The 22,370-nt window shown below is 40.0% G+C and carries 17 protein-coding genes; 14 read left to right on the top strand and 3 right to left on the bottom strand.

The features are described 5' to 3' along the window. Positions 1-107 precede the first annotated feature (107 nt). The 3 genes from ACYVM0_RS14270 to ACYVM0_RS14260 form a co-directional block, all read right to left on the bottom strand. On the bottom strand, positions 108-527 hold the full coding sequence (locus ACYVM0_RS14270; protein ID WP_460558007.1) for a DUF6326 family protein: 420 nt from the start codon (positions 525-527) through the stop codon (positions 108-110). Between the two features lie 10 nt (positions 528-537). Further along, positions 538-1,155 (bottom strand): hypothetical protein, encoded by a 618-nt coding sequence (locus ACYVM0_RS14265; protein WP_460558006.1) that lies wholly within the window; start codon positions 1,153-1,155, stop codon positions 538-540. Between the two features lie 84 nt (positions 1,156-1,239). Then, positions 1,240-1,815 (bottom strand): Crp/Fnr family transcriptional regulator, encoded by a 576-nt coding sequence (locus tag ACYVM0_RS14260; RefSeq protein ID WP_460558005.1) that lies wholly within the window; start codon positions 1,813-1,815, stop codon positions 1,240-1,242. Between the two features lie 575 nt (positions 1,816-2,390). On the opposite strand from ACYVM0_RS14260, the gene ACYVM0_RS14255 reads away from it, so the two are divergent. The 14 genes from ACYVM0_RS14255 to ACYVM0_RS14190 all read left to right on the top strand — a co-directional run bounded on the left by ACYVM0_RS14255 (position 2,391) and on the right by ACYVM0_RS14190 (position 22,311). Further along, positions 2,391-5,612 carry a SusC/RagA family TonB-linked outer membrane protein gene (locus tag ACYVM0_RS14255; protein WP_460558004.1) on the top strand — a complete coding sequence of 1,074 codons (3,222 nt, stop codon included), beginning with the start codon at positions 2,391-2,393 and terminating at the stop codon, positions 5,610-5,612. 19 nt (positions 5,613-5,631) lie between these two features. Further along, on the top strand, positions 5,632-7,200 hold the full coding sequence (locus ACYVM0_RS14250) for a RagB/SusD family nutrient uptake outer membrane protein (protein WP_460558003.1): 1,569 nt from the start codon (positions 5,632-5,634) through the stop codon (positions 7,198-7,200). A gap of 18 nt (positions 7,201-7,218) precedes the next feature. Continuing rightward, on the top strand, positions 7,219-8,208 hold the full coding sequence (locus tag ACYVM0_RS14245; RefSeq protein WP_460558002.1) for a BT_3987 domain-containing protein: 990 nt from the start codon (positions 7,219-7,221) through the stop codon (positions 8,206-8,208). A gap of 133 nt (positions 8,209-8,341) precedes the next feature. Beyond that, positions 8,342-8,740: a DoxX family protein gene (locus ACYVM0_RS14240; RefSeq protein ID WP_460558001.1), complete on the top strand. Its 399-nt coding sequence runs from the start codon at positions 8,342-8,344 to the stop codon at positions 8,738-8,740. A 110-nt stretch (positions 8,741-8,850) separates the two neighbouring features. Then, complete coding sequence (bla, locus tag ACYVM0_RS14235; RefSeq protein WP_460558000.1) at positions 8,851-9,588, top strand: MBL fold metallo-hydrolase; 738 nt, start codon at positions 8,851-8,853, stop codon at positions 9,586-9,588. 287 nt (positions 9,589-9,875) lie between these two features. Further along, positions 9,876-10,742 carry a glycoside hydrolase family 16 protein gene (locus ACYVM0_RS14230; protein WP_460557999.1) on the top strand — a complete coding sequence of 289 codons (867 nt, stop codon included), beginning with the start codon at positions 9,876-9,878 and terminating at the stop codon, positions 10,740-10,742. Positions 10,743-10,834: 92 nt separating this feature from the next. Further along, the gene (locus ACYVM0_RS14225) at positions 10,835-11,236 is read left to right on the top strand and encodes a hypothetical protein (RefSeq protein WP_460557998.1); all 402 of its coding nucleotides are present in this window, start codon (positions 10,835-10,837) and stop codon (positions 11,234-11,236) included. A gap of 31 nt (positions 11,237-11,267) precedes the next feature. After that, on the top strand, positions 11,268-11,660 hold the full coding sequence (locus tag ACYVM0_RS14220; RefSeq protein WP_460557997.1) for a DoxX family protein: 393 nt from the start codon (positions 11,268-11,270) through the stop codon (positions 11,658-11,660). Between the two features lie 989 nt (positions 11,661-12,649). Further along, positions 12,650-14,980 carry a TonB-dependent receptor gene (locus tag ACYVM0_RS14215; RefSeq protein ID WP_460557996.1) on the top strand — a complete coding sequence of 777 codons (2,331 nt, stop codon included), beginning with the start codon at positions 12,650-12,652 and terminating at the stop codon, positions 14,978-14,980. A gap of 18 nt (positions 14,981-14,998) precedes the next feature. Continuing rightward, a complete protein-coding gene (locus tag ACYVM0_RS14210; RefSeq protein ID WP_460557995.1) occupies positions 14,999-15,796 on the top strand; it encodes a DUF4249 domain-containing protein in 798 nt (265 codons plus the stop codon). A 1,239-nt stretch (positions 15,797-17,035) separates the two neighbouring features. Next, positions 17,036-17,572, top strand: a complete 537-nt coding sequence (locus ACYVM0_RS14205) for a hypothetical protein (RefSeq protein WP_460557994.1) — start codon at positions 17,036-17,038, stop codon at positions 17,570-17,572. A gap of 130 nt (positions 17,573-17,702) precedes the next feature. Beyond that, positions 17,703-18,485 carry a DUF3108 domain-containing protein gene (locus ACYVM0_RS14200; RefSeq protein ID WP_460557993.1) on the top strand — a complete coding sequence of 261 codons (783 nt, stop codon included), beginning with the start codon at positions 17,703-17,705 and terminating at the stop codon, positions 18,483-18,485. 88 nt (positions 18,486-18,573) lie between these two features. Continuing rightward, entirely contained in the window at positions 18,574-21,012 is a 2,439-nt protein-coding gene (locus ACYVM0_RS14195; RefSeq protein WP_460557992.1) for a T9SS type A sorting domain-containing protein, read from the top strand. A 555-nt stretch (positions 21,013-21,567) separates the two neighbouring features. After that, positions 21,568-22,311, top strand: a complete 744-nt coding sequence (locus ACYVM0_RS14190; RefSeq protein ID WP_460557991.1) for a hypothetical protein — start codon at positions 21,568-21,570, stop codon at positions 22,309-22,311. Positions 22,312-22,370: the final 59 nt, after the last annotated feature.

Raw genomic sequence — 22,370 nt, 5'->3', positions numbered from 1 at the left:
CTAGGGTATATGCTGTCTATCCGGGAAATATTTGCAGGTTTGAACGAAAAGCAGTGAACACAATATAAGCAGTAGGCTTTTCTTATCTGAATATAATGTCCGGATTTTCATAACTCCACCCGGGGCCATTTCCAGGCATAGCGGATGATCAGGCAAAGAAGAATGACTTCTGTTACCGCACCAAACACCATGTGTATCCAGGCCTCTCCGGCAAGGTTAAATAACATATAGGGAATATAAATTGTTGCCACAATTATGTTCGTCATACGGTTTATTTTGGCCGGCAGGGCAACAGAAAGGAAGATCATCATTATCGGAATGGTCGCTGAGGCAAGTGCAGCCAAAAGAAATCCACCCGTAATAGAAAAATTAAACACTTTACCATTCAGAATATCCCCGATTTTACCCGGCATATATAAATGGAAATAATCAACATAGATAAAAAGAAACATAAAACTTGCCCAAAGGGCGGCAAGTTTCTGTTGCAAACTGGCTTTGTTCTCTTCCAGTGTTTTTTTTGAATTCATAAAAAGTCAATTAAAAATTAAACCCAAAATCAAATCCGGGTTGAATAAAGTAGTTAGGCCATTTTTTTTCAACTGATTTAAACGATTCCGGTACATTCGCTCTTAAAGGCCAGTAACTACATCCGATACCAGGTTCAAAAAAGAACCGGTTTTTAAAAAACCTGAACTGGTAACCCACATAAAAATCCAGGTATAACGTGTATCCGTTTCCAATCTTTTTACCATTTACATCCATATATTTTTCAAAAGCATTCAGCGCCTGAATGGATGTATAAGCTCCTTTCCACCAAAACCGCTGGTATCCTAATGTAGGAGCAAGTATGCGTGCATGCCCGGGATATTTTCCTCCCGGTTTGCGAAAAGATGGTCCAAATGGGATGCCTATCGGCCACGAATAGACGGACCTTTTAAACCTAAGGGAAATAACATCTTTAGGAGTTATCCTGTATCCGGCATTTATTTGTATATACTCAGGGTTATCTTTTTTATCAAAATTTCCTAAAAGCCAGAGTGTACTCCCAACGTACCACTTTTTATAGGTACTGTCTTGATGGGCATTTTGTCCATTCACTCGTAAACTGTTTACCATCACCAGGGCAAATCCAAGCCATAAAATTTTCTTTTGCATGTCTTTTTTTTATTTTTTATTAGACTGCAAAGATGTACCGGCGTATACTTAAAATCGTTCACTTAAGTTAAGAAATACAACTTGTTACTTTTTTTCAAGAATTCTTCCCCTAAGTCTGCTTAATGATTGAGGCTTAATGCCCAGGTAGCTTGCTAACTGGTGTTGTGGCACACGCTGAAGAAGGTCCGGTCTTTTTTGTAGTAAATTAAGGTATCGTTGTTCCGGAGAAGAGGTCTTAAACTCGTCAAAATTAATTTGTTCTTTAGCTAACAATTCTTCTGACAATTTTCTGCACATAAATTCAAATTTCGGAAATTTACTGTTTATTGCTGCTTCCATATCAGCATTTGAAACTGAAAGAATACTGTCTTCAACGCAACAAATGAAATAGTCAGAAGGAGTATTATTGATAACACAATGAGGTGTTAAGGCATCCATTTCTGTATAGAAAGCCGTTGTCTTTTCTTCTCCATCTATGATGTAATAAGTCCGGATACAACCTTTTAGAACAAAGTAACTTTCTATCGATTGTTGTCCCTGTCTAAGTAAAATAGTGCCTTTCTTTACCGGACGAAATAGGTCCAACGAAAGTATTGCGTTCTTTTCCTCATCAGAAAGCGTTATGTATTTAGATATAAAGTCAAATAGTATGTCTTGCATTTTTTATAATATTACTTTTACTATTAGCGTTGCAACCAGCCCGGATGGCTTTGTGGGAGTATGAAATTTTCCGGTTGTCCACCTTTGGCACTGTTGAATATTTTGATCAGGTAAAGGTAACAATAAAAGCCGGAAATTGAAGGCTTGCCCGGTGCTGAATATGGTTGATGCAGTCAGCCGATTGTAGTATTTACAATTGCGCTTCACCTAAAGCGCTTGTTGGCTGAAGTTACCTGCCTGGGAATATTTCTTCATCGATAATGCTATCGTTCCTGTATAATAAATAGCTTTAAAATTGATTCCTTCTCTCAGCCTGAATTTAAAATGAGTAGTACCATATTACAGGTAAGCCGGAGCTATAAAAAAAGACTGCAGTCATTACCCAATGCCATGACATAATTTCTGCCTGCCAACTACAGCTTTTTAATGATGGATGAATATTTCCTACATACCAATTGATTCGTAGAATCTTTTTTGTTATTCATAGATAATATTGAACTGGTCATAGAGTTAGAAAATTAATTATAGTCGTTACAAATAGTTTTATAAAAATTTTTGAACCAAAAACTAACTGTATGAGAAAACTGCTATTATTATTTCTTCTCCTGGCAGGAACAGCTGCTTATTCGCAAAAAAATATAACCGGGAAGGTTACCGATAAGGCTGGCATACCTATAGCTTTTACCTCGGTGACGGTAAAGGGGAAAAAAATAGGAACACAATCTGATCAAAACGGAGATTTTTCATTGCGTGTATCCCTGAATGATATACTTAACTTCAGTAATACGGCCTTTGTGTCTGCTGAAATAGTAGTTGGTGCTGCAAACTATTATACGGTTATACTGCAACCAAAAGAAAACACTATTCCGGAAGTGGTGGTAACCAGTGCGTTTAATATTACCCGTTCTGCCAGGAGTGTGTCTTCAAATATTCAATCTGTATCAGCAGAAAAATTAAATTCTGTACGGGCGCCCAATATCAATAATGCGCTGGCGGGAAAAGTAGCGGGAGTGCAGGTGCGCAGCCAGTCTGGCGCAGCCCTGGGCCGTGAGACTTTAGTTAGGCTGAGAGGTGAAAATTCTTTGGGAGCGGGTACGGGTGCCATTTATGTGGTGGATGGTACGATCATCACCAGTGCAAATGACATTAACCTGGATGATGTGGAAGAACTTAATGTGTTGCAGGGGCCATCTGCAGCTGCCTTGTTTGGACCGGAAGGTTCGAATGGAGCCATTGTGGTTACCACGAAAAAAGGACGCAAGAGTAATACCTTAGGCATCGAAGTTAATTCTGCTGTTTTTTTTGATAATATTTTTGTTACTCCGCAATATCAGAATGCCTATGCAGGCGGAAGTACATACGATTTGTATCGCTATAACTGGCAGCCTGGACAGCCGCAGGGTTGGAAAGCTCTGGATGGCAAGTTTTATCATGACTACACCGATGATGCATCATGGGGGCCCCGGATTGCAGGGCAGGAATATATACCCTGGTATGCCTGGTATGGCGGACATGAAAATTCATTTAAAACCGCCAAGCTTACCGCTCAACCAAATAATGTAAGAGATTTCTATGATCATGGCATTACCAAACAGAATAATGTAAATTTCGTAAAAGCCGGCGATAATTTTAAGGTACGTTTTTCTTACACTAATCTTGATGTAGAGGGCATAATCCCCAATTCTTACCTGCAAAAAAACACCTTTAATACAAGCGCTTCAATTGATTTGTCTCCACGTGTAACAGTCAATGCCAATATCAACTATATGAATCAAAAAAGAAATGCAGAAAATAATGATGCATATTCCAATCAGTCTGCAGGTAGTTTCAATCAATGGTTTCACCGGGATTTGGATATGAACATAATGAAGAGTTTGAGAAACCTGCGTACTCCCGAAGGTATTTATGCCAGCTGGAATCATAAAAATCCCGGCGCTTATGATGCGGGTAATGTTTTGAATTTTTATGGTGCTAATTATTGGATGAACCCCTACACTTATTTTGATTTGGTGCAGACGCCTGATACAAGGGACCGGTTTTACGGCGATGCAGGTATAACAGTAAAAGTTACAAAAGATTTAAAACTAAAGGGGACCTATAGACGAAATCAATTGAATACCAAAGCAAGCCTTATTTATCCGATGGAAATGGAAAATAGTGCAACCCAGTCTTCCTTTAATCCTTTTGAAGGCAATGGCCTGGCTGCCTATGGCATTGATAATGCTGAGAATGTCAGGCAGAATTTTGAATTGCTGGCCAGCTACTCCAGGAAAATTAAATCTTTTCAGCTTAATTCAAATGCAGGTGTTGATATACTAAAAAGTCTGGTGGAAAGATACCAGATCAATACCATTGGCGGTTTAAAAGTGCCTGGCTTATATTCAATTGCCAATTCGGTAAGTGCTGCTAAAAACTCTTTTTCTGCTACGGGCAATCCCCAATCTATATCTCCACTAAATCAAAGGGCATGGTTTGTGAGAGGAGATGTAGGGTACAGGAATTTTATTTTTGCAGAAGGATCTTTAAGAAGAAATTTTATTTCGAGTGAACCCGCAGGTAAATCAATCGATGCCTATTCTGTTGGGACCAGTTTTATTTTCAGCGAATTTATTAAAGAGAAAAAAATATTATCCTACGGAAAATTGCGGGCTTCTCTTGGGCAGGTAAATAACAGGCTGGAGCCTTTTCAACTCGACAATACCTATGCACCCAATGCATCGGAGGTATTTACAATGTCGGAGCCTAATACATACATCGATCCTAATCTCCACGGCAGTGCAAATACTGAAAGGGAAATAGGAATTGAAACAAGATGGTTTAAAAACAGATTTGGTGTAAATTTTACTTACTGGGACAGGTCCAATACAGATTTTCCTGTAAATATCAATATCAGCAGTACTACAGCCTACAATCAATTTAGAACCAATGCAGGAAAAATTGAAAAAAAGGGCATAGAAATTCAGGCCTTTGTTAACCCTGTTCGGACAGATAAATTTGATTGGCGTATAGATGCCAGTTTTGCCAGGATGATAAAGAATCAGATTGTTTCACTTGCTCCGGGGGTAACAAGGTTAACTGTAGCATCCGGTGCGTTCTCAGGCTCTTCTTCAGCATATACCGTAAACGCCGTTAACCAGCCCTGGGGACAAATTTTTGGCGGAGGGATAAAAAGACTTAATGGAAAGCCAATATTAACCGTGGATGGTCTATTTACCAAACAGAACGAGGTGAATTTTGGAAGTGTACTGCCTGATTATACCGGCGGTTTTCAAAGCACCATGAAACTGTTTACCAATTTCAGCTTAAATGTGAATGTAGATTATCAGTTCGGCGGAAAATTCTTTTCTCTTTCTGATTTTTGGGGAACATACAGCGGGCTGACCGCAAGAACTGCTGCCTTAAATGACAAAGGAAATCCTTTGAGAGACCTGGTTGCCGATGGCGGTGGTGTAAGGGTGGATGGCGTAGATGCTGCCGGAAAAGACGTTACCTTTTACATAGATGCTCAAACTTATTTCCATCAGTTCAGAAGCAATAATATTGCCGAAAATAGTGTGTATGATCTGACATTTGTTAAGCTCCGTGAATTGAGTCTTTCTTATGATTTACCCGTTTCTAAAATCTTCAGGAAAACGCAGATCAGTGGAATTAATTTTTCACTGGTGGGCAGGAATCTGTTCCTGCTGTATACCAAAGTGAAAGACTTTGACCCTTCAGAAATTTCGCAGGTGCAGGGAGAGGATGGACAAATGCCTGGGATTCGTTCTTTGGGTTTCAATCTTAAATTAAATTTTTAACACTTAACTAAATCGCATTATGAAAAATAATTTTTTAAAATGGAAAGTTGCTTCACTGGCATTAGGCCTGATTTGCCTGGCTGGCTGCGACAAATTCAAAGATTTCGGGGACACCAATAGTAATCCTTACGGTTCAGTTTCTCCTATTAATTCAGGGTTACTTACAGATGCAGAATTACTTATTGGCAATGTACTGGTGGGAGGTACACAGACAGGTGTTACCAGCAGCTTGTATGCACAGCAAATTTCAGAAACCCAATACACTGAAGCATCATTGTATAGTGAACCAAGGTTTGAATACAGTATAACCTACAGGGATATACTATCAAATCTTCAGGTGATCATTAACAGGAATACAAATCCCGGTACTAAGGAAGCCAGCACTGCTTACGGGTCTAACGCCAATCAGATAGCGGTAGCAAAAATTTTACAGTCGTATATTTTTTGGCAACTTACCGATTGCTGGGGAGATATTCCTTATAGTCAGGCTTTACAAGGATCTGCCTATGTTACTCCTGCCTATGATAAACAGGAGGATATTTATCCAAAATTAATTACTACATTAAAAGATGCCGTTGCAAAATTTGATATTGGTCCTTTGGTAAAAGGTGATGTTTTTTATAATGGTGATATTGTTAAATGGAAAAAACTGGCCAATACACTGCAGCTTCTCATTAGCCTGCGTATGATAAAAGCGGCACCTGCTGCAGCACAGGCTGCCTTTACACAGGCATACAATCATGCTGATGGATACATCACTTCAAACAGCGACAACCTGGTGATTACTTATCCCGGTGATGGCACTTACAATAATCCATGGTTTAGTATTTATGATGGGAGAACAGATTATGCGCTATCCAAAACATTTGGTGATATACTCACTAATATGAACGACAGTAGAAAAACAGTTTTTGGATCTTCAGCCACAACATTTCCCTATGGGTTAAAGAAAACGGATGCAGATAATTTCAGTGCTGCAAATTCAAACTACGCAAGAGTGTTAATCCCTGCTTTAAGACAAAAGAACGCTCCTTTTGTATTTGTTAATGCTGCATCATCATTGTTAGCAGTGAGTGAAGGTGCTGTAAGAGGCTGGGTAGGCGGGCCTGCTACTGCAAAAGATGCTTATGATAATGCAGTAAGAGCATCATTTGAACAATGGGGGCTTAGTGCAGCAGATGCAAATACAGTCTTAAATAATGCAGGTAATTTCAACAGCGGTATTGGAGGTGGCAATAATATTGGTGCCAACAGCGTGAACTCCGTAACGGGACAGCATGCAAATACCACCAGTTTTTTACAACGCATTTTTTTGCAACGTTATATAGCTCATTTTCCTGATGGTATTCAGGTTTGGAGTGAGTGGAGACGCTCTTGTGATGTTGCCCAGCCAAATCCGCTTACCGGGCTTGCAGGTATTCCCGCTCTCGGACCCACTGCTTTTGCAACTAATTCATCAAAGGGTATTCCACGCCGTTTTGTATATGGTACAAATGAGTACAGTACCAATAGTGCAAGTGTAGGGGTTGCTGCAGCAAGGCTAACCGGCGGTGATGTTGCATTTGCAAGAACATGGTGGGATAAATAATCATTCAAAGAGAAAAACATGAAACATAACAGGTATAAAATTTTAGTGCTGTCATTTGTAACAACACTCTTTTTTACGGCATGCAAAAAGGATAAAGAGATTCCAGCCATTACCGACGAAGGCAAAACAACAGTTAAGATAATATCGGGAGGTGCTCCGGATCACAATGCAGGGCAAACGCTTACGGGTATCGATTTCGTTAATAAACCACAAACCATTACTCTTGCGGAGATCAGGCGTGATCCCAACAGTAGTGCAGCATTAAATACCTCGATGAAAGTAAGTTTGCAGCTGGATACGGTTTTATTAAAAAGAATAAACGATACAATAATAAATCACGGCGGAAGCCCTTTGCAAAAAATGCCTGCATCATGGTATGCACTCAGTACAGGGGGAGAATTGGGTAATACAATGGTGCTTGATTTTGCTGCCGGGGAAATAAGTAAAACAATAAGTGTTTCAATTCCAAATGCTCAGATGTTTGACCCCGGCAGTACTTATGCGTTTCCGTTCAGGTTGGTTTCCGTCTCAACTGCCGGTAGTAAAATCAGTATCAATAGTGCATTGATCGCAAAAGTTGCCGCAAAGAATCAGTATGATGGAGTATATGAATTGACTTTTTCAAATTATCATCCCACTGCTAATCCTGGCTACACAGGTGATAAGGTAACTGTTCAATTAATAACAACAGCGCTTGATAAAGTCAAAATTTACTGGCCTGATGAGGGTGATTATGTAAATCCCGCAGTTTTATCCGGGAGCCTGAGCTACTTTACCGGTCAGGAGCCTGAGTATACTATCGACGCTGCTACCAATAAAGTTACTGTACAAAATGCCTATACGGGGGCTACCACTTTTTACAGCATGAATCCGGGATTCAATTCTTTCTACGACCCGGTGGCTAAAAAAATATATGCGAAGTGGGGATATAATTATGTAGGGGGAACATTTGCACTTGGTACCTCAAGAGAATGGATGCAGGAATTCAAATATACCGGGCCAAGATAGGTCTGATGGTAATACAGGGGGTTAAAAAAATAATTTACTTCATCTGGAATACTGGTCTTTTCATGACTAAAATAAGTAAGGCAGTGAGCCTCAGGCCGGATGTATTTATACCCGCTATCTTTAAAATATTACTATGAAAGATAAGCCATTTATTGCTTTTGTAATTTTTCGAAGTGTCGTTTGTTTAATGCTCTTTATTCATGGAGCAGAAAGGTTTTGTTTATGGGAAAAAGGAATACCCGCTTTTGGTCAATATCTGAATGAAAAAGGATTTTTATTTGGGAATTTTATAGCGGGGGCTATCACCCTGCTTGAAACAGGTGGTGCAGTATTAATTGCTCTCGGGAAATACCTGAAGTGGCTCATTCCGTTATTTATTATTTATCTGCTAATGGGGATTATTATGGTGCATATAAAAAATGGCTGGTTTGTGGTAGGAAGTTCTGTAAATGGAATTGAGTACAATGTTTTATTGATTAGCTGCCTTCTTTTTATTTGGTATCAAAGTGTTTTCTTAATGCGTAAAATATAGATAGTTCAAGTTTTTTGTATAAATATTTGTATAAAATAGTCAGACTATAAAAATGTGTTTTCGTTAGTACTAAATTTAAAAAACATCACTAAACAATTCAAATAAGCAGTATGCGAACAATGATTTTGACCATGGCATTTATTTTTTCGCTGACACATATTTTTGGACAGGAAGAAAAAGCAAAACTCGAAATCTACCATTTGGCAGGGGACTTTTATATTTACACAACTTACAACACTTACGAAGATTATCAAGTGCCGGCAAACGGGATGTATCTTGTAACTGATCAAGGTGTGGTGATGTTTGATACTCCCTGGGATACTACACAATTTCAACCTTTACTTGACAGTATAAAATTAAAACATAACAAAACTGTAGTAGCATGTTTTGCAACTCATTGGCATAGCGATAAAACTAACGGACTTGAATATTATCGGCAGCAGGGAATTAAAACCTATACTACTATTCTTACTGACGAATTGAGTAAAAAGAATAATAAAAAAAGAGCTGAATTTTTAATGGCAAAAGATACGGTCTTTAATATCGGTAAATATTCTTTTGAAATTTATTATCCCGGACAGGGTCATACCGAAGATAATATTGTAATCTGGTTTAAAAAGGAAAAAATCCTCTATGGGGGATGCTTAATAAAAGGTGCTGATGCCGAAGATTTGGGTTATTTAGGTGACGGGAATATATCAGAATATGAAACAACATTAAAAAAAGTTCAAAGCAAATTCCGGAAACCAAAGTTTATTATCATAGCACATAGTGATTGGAAAAATTTAAACTCATTGAAGCATTCTATAATGATGGCAAAGGAACTTAAAAAGAAAGACGATCGCTAACATTAATCTGGTAATACTTGAGCTGAGACTCATATTAAACCAATATTGGAATTCCTATTGAACATCTATGCAACGACAGGATTTATGCTTTTGAAATGTATTAAAAGTAACAAGTGGAAAGCCAGTATAGATTACTGAAACCTATCCCGATAAATTAAAAGATGAAATGAGTAACTACATTTTTAGAAACAACTTTTATAAGTGTCATTATTTGTTTGTCTTACTTCCAACGTGGCAAATAAGATCGCTAAGGTGGAATATAAAATCTGTTAACAGCCCAAAACTTTATGTATCTAAGCAAACGGAATGAGGATTTTCCTGAAAATGTTAAAGAGAAAAAAAATTACCATTTGGAGTTTAGTGATGAGTTCAAGGGAGAAGAGCTCGATAAAACAAATTGGTTACCTTTTTATATGCCGTTCTTTTGTGCAAAAGGGTTGGCTATACCCTGTTATGAAATCCGGAAAGGTAATTTGGCATTAAAAATTACAGACGAGCAGGAATCATTGTTGCCGGAATTTGATGGTGAGTTAAAAGGGTCTTCTATTCAGACTGGCATCTATTCGGGAATAAAGGAAGAGGCTAATGGTTTACATGCAAACGAACTTCTTAATAAACCCTTAGCAGCAAATCAATTTAAAAATACCTATACCCCTCAATATGGTTTTTTTGAAATAAGGGCAAGGGTGTTGATTTCAAAATCTAATTTGGTTTCTTTTCGCTTGAGGGGGTACGACCAAAACCAAAAAAAGACCGGTGAAATATGCATATTTGAGATTAAAGGAAATGCACTGAAAGGCAATCAGGTGATAATAAATTACGGTGTTCAGAAATTTCATGATCAAAAAATCAAAGAAGATTTTTTTCAGCGCTCATTCGATATTGATGTATCCTGGTTTCATTGTTACGCTGTGGAATGGGATAGAGAAAAAGTCATTTTTTTTATTGATAATAAGAAGATAGGGCAAATTAATCAATCACCGGATTATCCAATGCAACTGATGTTGGGCATTTTTGAATTTCCCGTTGCCGAAAAGGATATCATCGACAGGATATACCCTAAAGAATTAATAGTTGACTATGTAAGAGGATATAGACGGGTAAATGATTTTAAGGAATACGGGAGCAGTAAAGCTGAAATAAAGGATTGGTAAAGCAACAAAATCACTTACTGCACTTCAATTTTTCCATGGTGTATAACAGAAACTAAAAGAATGCTTTTTCTAACTACAAAATAGTAAACCTAATGAAAAAAAATATCAACTGGCTTTTCCTGCTGTTGACTACTGTATCACTATTCTTGCAGGCTTGCAATAAAAACGATGGAGATCGGTTGCCTGCAAACAATACGAGGGTAGTAAAATATGAAATTACCGGAAATTATACAGGTAAACTAACGGTAGTGTATAACGACAATGTTAATGGTAATACATTGGTGAACGATGTAGCTGTACCCTGGTCGAAGGAAGTAACCTATTTGCAAAATATAACAGGTATTGGTATAGGAGCCCAGGCTTCTATGCCTGGCACATTGGGGCAAACTGCTACTTTAAAAATTTATGTGAATGGTACCGAAGTAAAAAGAAGTAGTGGTTCGGCTGGCACATCAGGAGAATTGATATTGCCTGCGATTGCATATGTTTTCTGACCATAAATAAAGCAAGCCGAATATTTAAAACATGAAACGATTTCCTTTTTTTACCCTGCGTCAGACCTTAGTCCTGCTGCGATATGCTGTGGCTTTTGTTTTTCTGGCTCATGCGGTAGTCAGGATTATAAACAAAACAATTCCCCAGTTCACGCTCTTTCTGGAAAACAAAGGATTTTTATATGGAACAATAATAGTATGGGCGATAACAGTTTTTGAAATCGCAGGCAGCATCCTGCTTGCTGCAGGTTATTTTACCAAATGGCTTTCGGCAGGGTTTATCCTAATGCTGCTGATCGGAATCATTTTGATTCATGCTTCATTAGGTTGGTTTGTAGGTGAGCATGGAACGGGGGGGTGTGAATACAGTTTTATTTTAATTATCTGCCTTCTGGTGTTGGCTTCGGAAAATGAAAAGCTTTAGTCTGGTCATGATAGAATATAAACAATCTTGGAATAAACAATTTTTGTGTAGACGATTAGTAACTAAATGGAAGACAATAATTGTTGTTGTAAAATGAAAATTATCTGCAGCTCAATACATTTCAATCTTTAAGAATTCAAAGTAATCCAACCTGGAGTTGAGGATTGAAATCATTGAATTGCTACTGAATATAACCTCTTTCAAAAAATAATAGAACTTACTAATTGTCAATATTCAAACGCCTGAAAATATTAAAATTTACAACCACCAGGAAATAATTTCCTTTACCGAAGCAATTAGTCTGTATGGCTTGTTGATTCAATCAAAAGTTTTGCTTAAAGAATTAAAAGAATAAGAGCATGGGCTTATGCCGGTTTTATATTTGACTTGATTTTAGCATTTATAGCCGGATGCTCAATCAATAGTACAGCTGACTGGGCGAAAGCGTTAATTGCAGTTTGTGATTTAATATTCACTTATGCATTGTTTCTCAAAATAAAAGATAGTGTTGCCGGATAGTATCATTTTTATTTTTTTTTTGATGCCGGAATGGGAAGGAGAGAAGGAATTATCATTAAGCAATACACTTATCAAAAGAAGCTGCCGGATGTATAAATGTAACTTCGGTGTATGATAAAGATGGGAACTTTGAATTCACGATCTTCATGCCTGGCGATTATTATTTGTTTACTGAATTTATTCTTTTATCATAAAACTGACTCGCACAACGTTCCTGCATGATGCGCTTGTTAAAAAGTTGGTAATGATTCAAAATATTATCGGGTTCCTGTCTTTCTTAACTTAAGTTAATTTCTTTTCCATGTAGTAATGCCAATTTTGCATAATAATTTTACACCATAACTTTTTTGACATAAATGAAATCAATGAATAATTGAAGTGCAATAAAGGTAGCCGGACGTTCAGACGTCTGCTGATTTTCTTTTATTTTAATTAATAATCATCCTGAAAATTTTTAAACAAGAAGTATTATGACAATTGGCAAAACAATGAAAGCCCTGTTATTGCTTTCATTATTCAGTTCAGCCCAAAAAGCGATAGGGCAAAAACATTATACAGTTAGCGGCATTATTAAAAGTAAAAACAATGGAGAGTTCATTATTGGCGCAAGTATTAAAGTGGTAAACAGTAATTATGGAACAACCTCAAATGAGTATGGTTTTTATAGTATATCATTAGTGCCTGATACCTATCAAATTGTTTATAGTGCATTGGGCAGAAAGCCAGATACTTTAAGAATTAATTTAGTAAGTAACATTGAAAAAAATATCATTCTTTCAGATGCGGATTACGACTTGACAGGTGTTACGGTTACTGGCAATAAGTCTCCCGGCCGTTCTGTTACCGGGTCACAAATGGGTATCGAAAAATTATCGGTGCAGGAAGCCCAAAATATTCCGGTCATTTTTGGCGAAAAAGATTTATTAAAAACCATTCAATTACTACCTGGCATTAAAACTGCAGGCGATGGTAATAGCGGCATATTTGTAAGAGGCGGAAGTACGGACCAAAACCAGATAATTTTAGATGAAGCCAATATTTACAATGCTGCTCATTTGTTTGGTTTCTTTTCCACTTTTAACAGTGATGCAATAAAAGATATCGCAGTGTATAAAGGAGGGATGCCGGCACAATACGGAGGAAGATTAAGCAGTGTGCTGGACGTAAGAATGAATGAAGGAAACAATCAGAATACCAGTATTAGTGGCAGTTTAGGGCTTATAAGTGCTAAACTGAATGTGGAAGGACCCATACAAAAAAGTAAATCTTCTTTTTTAATCACAGGCCGGAGAACATACGCAGATATGTTTTTAAAAATGGACGATAAGTACAAGGATAATCAACTGTACTTTTATGATTTAAACGCTAAGCTAAACTATGAACTCGGCAAAAAAGATAAGCTTTATTTGAGTGGGTATTTTGGTAAAGATGTTTTAGGATACAATAATCAATTTAATATCAACTGGGGCAACGGGACCGGTACTTTACGCTGGAACCATATTTTTAACAGTCGCTTATTTCTGAATACATCACTGATTTTTAGTAATTACAACTATGAGTTTAAAGTTAAAAATGGCACGAACGATATAAAAATATTTTCCCAGATCAGGGACTGGAATTTGAAGCAGGATTACCAGTACAGCATCAGCAATAAAAACAATTTGCGTTTTGGATGGTCTGGTATTTACCATATTATCCGTCCCGGAGAAATTACTGGCAATGCCACATCCAGCATCAATGATAAAATTCAGGATAAAAGGTATTCTTTCGAATCTGCGATCTATGCAAGCAATGTATTTAAGCTGAATAAAAATCTAAACATAACGCTTGGTGCAAGGCTTAGTGGCTTTAACGTAATGGGTGGTGGCAGGTTTTTTAATATAGATGACAAGGGGAATATTAAAGACACCATGAGATTTGCGAAAGAAGAGATCGTAAAAACGTATTGTAACTTTGAGCCAAGAGTAGCTATTGGTTATATGTTAAATGCCAGTACATCCATCAAAGCAGCCTATACACGGAATGCCCAGTATATGCATCAGATAACCAATTCAAATGGATCTAATCCTTTGGACAAATGGGCAAGCACAAGCAATATAATTAAGCCGCAAATCAGTGACCAGCTAAGTATAGGCTATTACTCAAACATATTACTGAACAGCTATGAATTTACTGCCGAAGTGTACTATAAGGAAATGCAAAATGTTTTAGATTACAGAAATGGTGCCGACTTGTTTTTAAATGAGACTGTGGAAGCACAGTTACTTTTTGGTATGGGCAGGGCTTATGGTACCGAGTTTATGTTAAAGAAAAAAACAGGGAAATTTACAGGATGGATTAGTTATACTTTAAGCAGGTCTGAGAGAAAGATCAATGGTATAAATAACAATAAATGGTACAATGCAACGCAGGACAGGACACATGATGTGTCAATTGTTGGCATATACCAGTTAAGCAAGAAATGGATACTAAGCGGAAATTTTGTTTACTATACCGGCAATGCAGTTACATTTCCTTCAGGCAAGTATCAGGTTAATGGACAAACTGTTTACTACTATAACAACCGGAATGCTGACAGGATGCCGGCTTATCACCGTATGGATTTTGGTGCAACATGGCAATTGAAAAAAGGCAGGAAATGGACTAAAGAACTGGTATTTAGCCTGTACAATGTGTATGGCAGAGAAAACGCCTATTCGATTAATTTTAAAGATAATAAGGACAACCCAAATGTTACAGAAATCAGGCAAACCAGCTTATTCCGATGGGTTCCGTCTATATCATACAATTTCAGGTTTTAACCAATTAATAATAAAAAAATGAAAGTAAAATACACAAATTTATTTGCTGCACTACTTGTATTTTCATTAACAGGTTGCGAAAAAATAATAGATCTCGATTTAAATACCACTGCCCCGGTAATAGTGGTTGATGGCCAGGTGACCAATAGTTTAACAGTAGGCAGTATTGTCAGGTTATCCTACACGAATAAAGTAAAATCCGATAACAGCGTTGTGCCATTAATGGGGGCCACAGTCACGATCCGTGAGGATAGTGGAACTGTTTATTCTTTGCCCGAAGTATCGAATGGCGTTTACCAAAATGTAGGTTTGGCAGGAATTACAGGCAAAACATACCATCTTAAAGTAGTAACAAGTGGTATAACGCTTACCGCAAGTTCTAAAATGCCTGCAATGGTGAAATTTGATTCTCTGGTGGTGGAAGACTTTCCGGTTTTTGGTGAAACGGCTAAAGTGGTAACCCCGTTTTATAATGATCCGGCAGGGCTTGGAAACAACTACAATTTATTTATGTTTAAAAATGGCAGGTTAATTAAAGATATCTTTGCTTATGATGATGCATTTATTGACGGGAAAAAAGTGACCTTTCCATTAATTTACTCAAGGAAAGAAGATGAATTTAAAAAAGGTGATACTATTGAAGTTGTGCTGAATTGTGTAGATGCTGACAATTACAAATTCTGGTTTAGTTTTTCGCAGTCTTCCACAGGTAGCCCCCAGGCGGTTCCGGATAATCCCGTAAGTAATATTAAGGGCAATGCAATAGGTGTATTTGGTGCAAATACATATCAAAAGAGAAGTGTAGTAATTCCATAAAAAAAATGCGACCACTTAATCACTTCAGCTATAAAAAATGCACTACAGGCATAGGTAATATGTATCTGCCGCTTTATTAAAATCTGAATTATAAAAACACAGTAATTATTAGTAACCATCCTGATAATTTCCTTTTCCCACCCTCATTCATTTGCTTTGGGAAAAGTTATCCTGTTATAAAAGGTTATGCCCCGAAATATTACTGAGGTAGCCGCCACCTCAGTAATATTTCAGGTAAATCAGCCTGTTGGTAAATATTAATTTCAGGGTACTGGCAAAAATAAGGGAGCAAAATGTGCTGATGTTGGGGCACGGCTCTTGCAGACGACGGTGGTGCGTTTAAACGATTAACGGAGTTGATTCCTGCAACAGAGAAAAGGTATGCGGATAGGGGATACAGTTAGGGAGGAGGAACTCCCGCCCGGAAGTTTCCAGGTAAGGTGCAGGAATTCGGGTATTACGGGCCTGGATAAACTAATATACAGCTTAGGTTATAGGGCTTTATCAGGAATCCATCATTTCAGGTGGAAATATGGCAAGGCCCTTTGGTTAATACTAACGGCGGGTATTTCTATACCGGCCTCTTTTGAAAAAATAAAGAGCAATAAAAATATAGGTGGAATCACTGTTCATTAGGGTTTTAATTGCAGTTACTCGTAACCGTTATCATTCTGCAGATTGCATACTCCTGCCGGTGATTGCAGCCGCCAGTAAGGAAACTGTGCAGGGGTGGGGCGGCAATTGAAACCAGGCAGGTTCATCATTCCATGTCTTCATGAAAAACGTTTCTCTTTCCCATAATATAGGTTGGTTATAGTATCAATGCAACTCATCCTGCAGCACGGAGGGGGTATTTTTAAAAAGACCTGCAAACCGGGAACACCCTTGCCGGGGATATCAACACAGCAGCACCCTGTTGGGCGATATGGTAAATCTCCTGTTGGTCTGCTCCGTGCTGTCAGGCGATCCGCAATCCTTTGATGCCCCATAAATAACCTGGCCATACCCGTACAAAAAAAGTAAAAGAACGGGGAACGCTGCCGGAAGCGACCTGCTGACCAGGGTAACAGCAGTCATTGCAGGCGACGGCAAACCGGAACCGGAGACCTCTGTTTTCTATTGGTAGGTTAAATCAGGTTATCTGTATATCCTTCATGAGAACTGGTGGTTTTTCTTTAAAAGAAAAGGCGGTATTACAGAAATTCACAGGAAATAAATTAAGCCATAAAAAAAATTAAAATGAAAAGATTTTTTGTTGCGGCAGCCCTGTTGGGCTGCACTGTTTTTAATGCCAGCGCACAAGCAGGAAAGGCATTTTCCAAAGGGGATAAACTGGTGAATGCCGGTTTGGGTTTGAACTCCTATTACAGTAATGGATTTCCCGCAGGGGTCTCCCTGGAAGTGGGAGTCTCTGACCTGGTCAGTGTGGGAGGGAACGTGGATTACCTGGCAGCTAATTACAACTACAGCCCGGGTTATAAATACAAATACACGGCCCTGTATTTCGGGGCGAGAGCATCTTATCATTTCAATGAGATATTACAGTTGAACAATGAAAAAGTGGACCTCTATGGTGGTGTCACACTGGGTTTCCGGAATTTTTCTTTCAGGGATGATTTCAGTAATAACGGGCTGGGTAATGAATATTCCAGCGGATTGTTCCTGGGGGGCTATCTCGGGGGCCGGTATTATTTCGGGAAAAGCATCGGTGCTTTTGCGGAGCTGGGTGCCATAGGTGCAACAAATGCCCGGGTGGGGATCACCTGTAAATTCTAATCTTTTTTGCATACAGTTTCAATGGTGATGCTCAACGGAGCATGAGGTCAGCAGTGGAACTGGTGGTTTGGATGAATTTTTTCACTTTTTAAAAATCGTAAGCAAAAATCATAAACAAAAAGTTAGCCATATGCGTAAATTGATTGCACTCCTTAGTGGGTTTGTCTTAAGCCTCACTGCTACTGCACAAAAATCTGACACGGTATTCATTAACGGGAAGAACCTGCATCCCGAAGTACTGAAAGAAGGGACCCACCGGTACCTGGTCTATTTTAAAAAAGGGGAGGATGCCCCACGCTCAGAGGTCCAGTTCTGGAACATCGATGTCCGTAGAACTGCAGAAGCAGGCAAACCGGTCATATCCGTTACCCAGGAATGGGAATACAAGGATACCATCTTGCATAAAGCATGGTCGGTCTGTGATGCAGGAACCATGCAACCGCTGACCCATAAGATATGGTGGAATATTCCCAGGATGGGCCTGGCCGCTGTGGATTTTGAAAATAAGACCGTTGAACTCAATGGTAACCGGCTGAGTGATGCCGATACCTCCAGGATGGCAAAAAGAGTCTGGACGGCATATAAGTCTGCAGAAGGCAAATTCCTGCTGAACTGGCACCTGGACCTGGAAGTGTTTTCCATGCTGCCCTATAAGGCGGGGGCCGTTTTTTCAATTCCCTTTTACGACCCTGGAACAGGAGCGCCATTTGAAAATGCTGTGTATACGGTAAAAGGGGCAGGTAAGCTTCTGGGGTACGACAACCAATCAATCGACTGCTGGTTACTGGTACACGAAAGTGATAACAACAAGGAAGTGTTCTGGGTCAGTAAAAAAACAAAAGAAGTGCTGAAGCTCGAACAGAAGTTTGGCAAGTCCTACCGCTTTAAGATAAAACTGGGATTTAGTAATTGATGGAGACGGGCAGCTCCGGTTGCCGGTACCTGCATTATTCGTGTATTGATAAACGCTATAAAAACAAACCGCCATTAAAAATACAGTCATGAACAGAATTCAGCTTTTGTTTTCCTTTTTCATTATGACCGCCCTGTACACCCGCGGCCAGACTACCTGGTACGTAGATGTCACCCGCAGTAACAATACCGGTGCCGGCACCAGCTGGGGCACCGCTAAAAAGGACCTGCAGGCAGCCATCAACGCGGCCGCTGCAGGTGATCAGGTTTGGGTGAAGGCCGGCACCTACCTGCCCACCATGGATCCCTTTGCCAATGCCACGCCGGCGAATAACCGTAACAAGACCTTTACCCTGAAATCGGGGGTCAGTGTGTACGGGGGCTTTGCCGGAACAGAAACTCAGCTAAGCCAGCGCAACTGGCTGAGCAATGTCACTACGCTTAGCGGTGACCTCGGTGTGCTAAATACACTATCCGATAACGCATATCACGTGGTGCTGGCTGTAAATAATGCGGCCAATACTCTGGATGGTTTTATCATCACAAAGGGCTACGCCACAGCTCCAGGTTCAGCCTCACAAACGGTGAGCACCCGGCTGGTGGAAAGTTTTAAGGGCGGAGGTATATTTAATTCCTATTCGGCTACAGCTTTTAAAAACTGCATCATCCGTTCAAACAGTGCTGATTGCACGGACACCAATGATGATGCCTGGGGAGCTGGGATATTGAACGACAATTGTTCATCTGTTTTCACTAATTGTACCATTGACGGAAATTCTTTTCTAACGGGAGGTAGCAGTTTTGGTGTGTACGGAGCAGGAATGTTTGTAAGTGGCGGTAACTGCACTGTCAGCCAGTGTGCCTTTGTAAATAATTCCAGTGGCTCTGGCTTTTTTGCCGGCTCTCTCGGCGGGGCTGTATACCTGCTTTATACTGCTACTAACATTGTGAATTGCGTCTTCTATAATAACAGTGCGCAGAACGGTGCCTGTATCGCAGCAGGCGGTGCAGCTTCCAATACTTCCACCGTTACAAACTGCACTTTCGCGGGTAATACGGGTTCCTATGCCGGTGTTTCCTTCACGGGTTTTGCAAAAATGGTATTTAAGAATTCAGTGTTTTGGAACAATGCACCCTCTGTGTCTTCTGTTGCAGGCCGGGATGAGATCTACAGCCAGGAAACTACTGTGGCAAACCAGCCTTCATTTATTAATTGTATAATAAAGGATGCCTTGGGCAGTCCGCTAACGGTGACCAATTCCCAGCTTTCCGGTTGCCTGGCAAACTATCCGCTTTTCAATAACCTGTCGGATGGTGACGGCGCTGATAATACAATCATGACAGCTGATGACGGACTGAGGTTACAATGCACATCCCCTGCAATAGCAGCGGGCACCGGAGCCAGCCCGGTAGTGGATATCTTGAATATCCCACGTACTGCGGTCATTGATATCGGTGCTTATGAAGGGGGGCACCTTGACGCATCTTCCAACACAATACCAACAAGCAATACCACAGTGCATCTGGCACAAAATGCGTCAGGTATTACTAACTATTCGGATTGTGTGAACCAACTGGTCCAGGTACAATCAGGAGGAACCTATACAGTTAGTGGGCCAGTAACTGCAAAAGTATGGATCGAAGGGACACAACCATCCAATTTTGTAAAACGTCATTACGAGATCACGCCGCAACTGAATGCAGCTTCGGTAACTGGAAGGGTTACACTATATTTCAGGCAGCAGGATTTTACAGATTTTAATGCCGTGAATTCAGTTAAACTGCCCACCGGTCCTGCAGATGCAGCGGGCATAGCAAATATCCAGGTAGAAAAGCGGGGAGGGGTAAGTAGTGACGGGACCGGAATGCCAGCTACTTATACAGGTTTCATTCAAACGATCGCAAACGCAGCCTTGTCAAAGGTATGGAATGCTACTGCCTCCAGGTGGGAGATCAGTTTTGATGTAACTGGTTTCAGCGGGTTCTTCCTGAAAACACAATTCGCCACCTTGCCTGTCCGGCAACTGGATCTGACTGTAGTACAAGGGGATGCCTGTAATTTCCTGCGCTGGGAAACAGAGGGAGAATCGGATACCAAAGAATTTACAGTAGAAAAAAGTACCGACGGTCATTCTTATCAGTCTGCAGGAACCGTAGCTGGCGTGGGGGCGGGCAATAATTCATACCGGTTTTCTGACTGCCACCTGGAGCCGGGTAAAGTATTTTACCGGCTCAGGGTGACTGACAGGAACGGGGCCTTCTATTACAGTGCGGTGATGAGTGTACGGAATAAGCCCGTCAGCAACATCACTGTTTACCCCAATCCGGTTGCTGACTACATTATCATTAGCTGCAATGACCGGTCCCTGCTCAATACCTCTGTCAGTATTACCGATGCTGCCGGGCGTTTGGTAAAGAGAGAACTGCTTACAGCAACTACCTATAGGTTTCGTTGCAGCGGGCTACCGGCAGGCACCTGGTATATACATTTTACAAACGGTATAACGATGGCATTCATTAAAAAATAAGGGACGAAGGCAATTGGGGTAGCAGGTGCGCTGTGCGATCCGGAGCCAGGCAAATTTCCGGGCTACGGGTTAGTTCCTTTGTGCTGTTGCCTGTGCCTGGCAAAGAGAAGTGCAGCAGAAGAAAACTGGAATAAATTTTTATCCCATCTTACCGAAATGAAATAATGTGATTGCTATCGCGGAAATGGTTAGACGCTTTTTTGTTTTTTTTACCTTTTTTATAAAATGCGGCATTGGATATTTATCGTTCCGGTCATTTTGCAAAATGACAATAAAGTTTCGGGGCAGGTATTTTTTAAGCTCCGGTTGCGGTTACCGGATTTCATATGTGCTTTTCTGTATTTCGTAGAGTTTTTATTGTAATTCGTAGTTTTTAAAAGGGCATACATAAAATTCGGCCTACCTTCCTTGGGAGACCACCTTTCAAAGCGGTTTTTTTTCTGCAGGCAGGCAATAATTTTACTGTTGCCCGTGAGGCAGCGCAGCCAGCACCTGCAAAAAATGCACTGAACTGTGGTAAAGGCAAAATAAGCAGCTAAAATTTAAACAAAGGATATGCGGAAAAGAATTCTTTTACTGGCAATACTGGCAGCCGGTTTTTTCACTGCGGTTGCCCAGGATTTGAAGGTTTTTGACCTGAAACTGAATGACACCTTTAATATCAGGGAATGCGCCTGTACAACCGGTGAAAATGCATACCGTGATGGTGTGGCGGTGAAGAAAAATAAATGGCGAGGTATACTCGGTAAAAAGCCGGATATTTTAAAAATGTATGTGTATACAGAAAATGTACCAGTAACGGGTAAGTGCTTTCAGCGGGTAGGCTTGTATTACACCCAGGCGCCTGTTCCCGGCACTCCGGGTGCCGATGTTTTGCCTGTGCCATTGCCGCCGGATAATCAGAAGGTGAAACTTGTATATGCAAAAGAGTTAAGACCTCGTATTGCTGATGCCGCTGATATCTGGCTGGGCATACAGAATCATAGGTTAACAGGTATTCGTTTCTATTTTAACTACCACAATGCAGACAGTGTATACCAGACTTTGGTGAGGAAATATGGAAAACCGGCATCGCAGAAGAATTATACTGTTACTGCACCGATGGGCAACAGCAAGGATTATTATGAATCAAAATGGGTCTTTGCTACGCTGACCGTAACTTTTTTAAGTCTCGATACCAATCAGATCGGGTATGATCCCAACGATGCGCCACTCGGCTATCTCAGTGAAGTGGGCAGTGTCACGGTCCAGTATAAGAGCACCGGCAAGGGCACACCCAGGGATAATAATCCATTCTAAAAAAGCTCCGGTCTGCTATTCATACAATGAATGACGTTATTCGTAAATGGAAAATTGAA

The sequence above is a fragment of the Ferruginibacter profundus genome (assembly GCF_054783275.1).
This window is presented reverse-complemented; position numbering and strand designations above follow the sequence as displayed.

What these genes read in the sequence shown, in the direction of transcription:
- ACYVM0_RS14255 (WP_460558004.1), top strand. Translation starts at nt 2,391, where the DNA reads ATGAGAAAACTGCTATTATTATTTCTTCTCCTGGCAGGAACAGCTGCT.
- ACYVM0_RS14265 (WP_460558006.1), bottom strand. Translation starts at nt 1,155, where the DNA reads ATGCAAAAGAAAATTTTATGGCTTGGATTTGCCCTGGTGATGGTAAAC.
- ACYVM0_RS14245 (WP_460558002.1), top strand. Translation starts at nt 7,219, where the DNA reads ATGAAACATAACAGGTATAAAATTTTAGTGCTGTCATTTGTAACAACA.
- ACYVM0_RS14205 (WP_460557994.1), top strand. Translation starts at nt 17,036, where the DNA reads ATGAAAAGATTTTTTGTTGCGGCAGCCCTGTTGGGCTGCACTGTTTTT.
- bla (WP_460558000.1), top strand. Translation starts at nt 8,851, where the DNA reads ATGCGAACAATGATTTTGACCATGGCATTTATTTTTTCGCTGACACAT.
- ACYVM0_RS14225 (WP_460557998.1), top strand. Translation starts at nt 10,835, where the DNA reads ATGAAAAAAAATATCAACTGGCTTTTCCTGCTGTTGACTACTGTATCA.
- ACYVM0_RS14220 (WP_460557997.1), top strand. Translation starts at nt 11,268, where the DNA reads ATGAAACGATTTCCTTTTTTTACCCTGCGTCAGACCTTAGTCCTGCTG.
- ACYVM0_RS14195 (WP_460557992.1), top strand. Translation starts at nt 18,574, where the DNA reads ATGAACAGAATTCAGCTTTTGTTTTCCTTTTTCATTATGACCGCCCTG.
- ACYVM0_RS14250 (WP_460558003.1), top strand. Translation starts at nt 5,632, where the DNA reads ATGAAAAATAATTTTTTAAAATGGAAAGTTGCTTCACTGGCATTAGGC.
- ACYVM0_RS14200 (WP_460557993.1), top strand. Translation starts at nt 17,703, where the DNA reads ATGCGTAAATTGATTGCACTCCTTAGTGGGTTTGTCTTAAGCCTCACT.
- ACYVM0_RS14230 (WP_460557999.1), top strand. Translation starts at nt 9,876, where the DNA reads ATGTATCTAAGCAAACGGAATGAGGATTTTCCTGAAAATGTTAAAGAG.
- ACYVM0_RS14240 (WP_460558001.1), top strand. Translation starts at nt 8,342, where the DNA reads ATGAAAGATAAGCCATTTATTGCTTTTGTAATTTTTCGAAGTGTCGTT.
- ACYVM0_RS14190 (WP_460557991.1), top strand. Translation starts at nt 21,568, where the DNA reads ATGCGGAAAAGAATTCTTTTACTGGCAATACTGGCAGCCGGTTTTTTC.
- ACYVM0_RS14260 (WP_460558005.1), bottom strand. Translation starts at nt 1,815, where the DNA reads ATGCAAGACATACTATTTGACTTTATATCTAAATACATAACGCTTTCT.
- ACYVM0_RS14210 (WP_460557995.1), top strand. Translation starts at nt 14,999, where the DNA reads ATGAAAGTAAAATACACAAATTTATTTGCTGCACTACTTGTATTTTCA.
- ACYVM0_RS14270 (WP_460558007.1), bottom strand. Translation starts at nt 527, where the DNA reads ATGAATTCAAAAAAAACACTGGAAGAGAACAAAGCCAGTTTGCAACAG.
- ACYVM0_RS14215 (WP_460557996.1), top strand. Translation starts at nt 12,650, where the DNA reads ATGACAATTGGCAAAACAATGAAAGCCCTGTTATTGCTTTCATTATTC.